We start from the raw sequence: 1,847 nt of genomic DNA on the forward strand, positions 1-1,847 counted from the left end.
TCCCGCGCCGGTGAACCGGTGGCTCAGCTCGGCCTCCCCCGGGGCGCACACGGTGACCCGCAGGCCCCTGGCGACCAGCCCGGCCGACAATGAGCGGACGTGCGCGCCGGTGCCGGCGCTGCCGCCGCCGAGGATCTGGACGGTGTGCAGCGGCGCCCGGCCGTGCGGGGACGGTGCGGAGGTGCAGCTCACAACGGTTGGGGCTCCTGTGATCGGGACAGCGGTGCGCGAGCGCGGGGGGCGGCCGGGACCTGTTCCTCAGGATGCCAGCCGCGGGGCCCGGGCGGGGCCACCGCGGACGGCGGGCTGTCGGGGGCGGGACCCGCCGTCACCCGTTCGGTGTCCGGCGGGTGACCGCCGTGTCAGCCGTCGGTGCGTGCTGCCGCCAGCAGCTCCTCGGCGTGCGCCCGGGCGAGTTCGGAGTCCTCCTGCCCGGCGAGCATCCGGGACAGCTCCCGCACCCGGTCCTCACCGGTGAGCGCCTGAACCCCGCTGCGGGTGACGGAGCCGTCGTCGGTCTTCTCCACCAGCAGGTGGCGGTCGGCGAAGGCGGCGACCTGCGGGAGGTGGGTGACCACCACGACCTGCGCCGACCGCGCCAGCCTGGCCAGCCGGCGGCCGACCTCCACGGCGGCCTTGCCGCCGACCCCGGCGTCCACCTCGTCGAACAGGTAGGTCGGGACGGGGTCGGCACCGGCGAAGACGACCTCCACGGCGAGCATCACCCGGGACAGCTCACCGCCCGAGGCGCCCTTGGCGACCGGGCGCGGCGGCGCGCCCGGGTGCGGCGCCAGGTGCAGTTCCACGTCGTCGACGCCGTGCGGTCCGAACGCGACCAGCCGGCCGTCGGACTCGATGCCGGCGTCCGGGTCGTCGGTCTCGTTCTGCCGCACCTCGACGGTGATGCGGGCGTGCGGCATGGCCAGCTCGGCGAGTTCCGCGGTGACGGCCTCGGCGAACCGCCGGGCGGCCTCCGTCCGGGCGGCGGTGAGGGCCCCCGCCAGCAGGCCCAGTTCGACGCGCAGCGCGTCGCGTTCGGCGGTCAGTTCGCCGATGCGCTCGTCGTCGCCCTCCAGCTCGGCCAGCCGCTGGGCGCTCTCCTCGGCCCAGCGCAGCACCTCGGTGGCGTTCTCCCCGTACTTGCGGGTCAGGTGCGCGAGCTGGGCGCGGCGCTCCTCCACGGTGGCGAGCCGCAACGGGTCGGAGTCGAGGTTGTCGGCGTAGCCGGCGAGCTCACCGGCGATGTCGGAGAGCAGGATGTGGACCTCGCCGAGCCGGTCCGCGAGGTGGGCCAGCTCCGGGTCGTGGGCGCGGACGGCCTCCAGCTCCCGGTGCGCGCCGGCGACGAGGGTGCCGGCGTCCACGATCTCCAGGTCCGCGGGATCGCCGGCCAGCGCGGCGTGGGCGGCCGTCGCAGCCGAGGCGAGCGCCTCACCGTGGCCGAGCCGCTCGGCTTCGGCGGCCAGGTCGGTGTCCTCGCCGGGCTGGGGTTCGGTGGCAGCGATCTCCTGCAGTCCGAAGCGCAGCTGGTCCGCTTCCTGGGCGCGTTCCCTGGCCCGGGTCGTGATCTCGTCCAGCTCCGCGGTGAGGGTGCGCAGCCGCCGGTAGGCGGCGGTGTACTCGGTCAGCGGACCGGACACGGCCGCGCCGGCGTAGCGGTCCAGCGCCTGCCGTTGACGTGCGGGGCGCAGCAGGCCCTGCTGGTCGGTCTGGCCGTGCACGGCCACGAGGTCGTCGCTGAGTTCGGCCAGCAGCCCGACGGGCACCGAGCGCCCGCCGACGTGGGCCCGGGAACGGCCCTCCGCCGAGACGGTGCGGCTGAGCAGCAGCGCCCCCTCGTCCAGTTC

General features: G+C 76.1%; 1 protein-coding gene and 1 pseudogene. Both read right to left on the minus strand.

The window, feature by feature from the left end:
- A pseudogene (locus ACYVE9_RS25170) lies at positions 1–192 on the minus strand (glycosyltransferase family 1 protein); the annotation flags it as partial.
- Between the two features lie 170 nt (positions 193–362).
- The coding region (gene recN / locus ACYVE9_RS25175) for a DNA repair protein RecN (protein WP_461030194.1) at positions 363–1,847 on the minus strand (1,485 nt) is incomplete at its 5' end.

Source organism: Streptomyces sparsus (assembly GCF_054776295.1).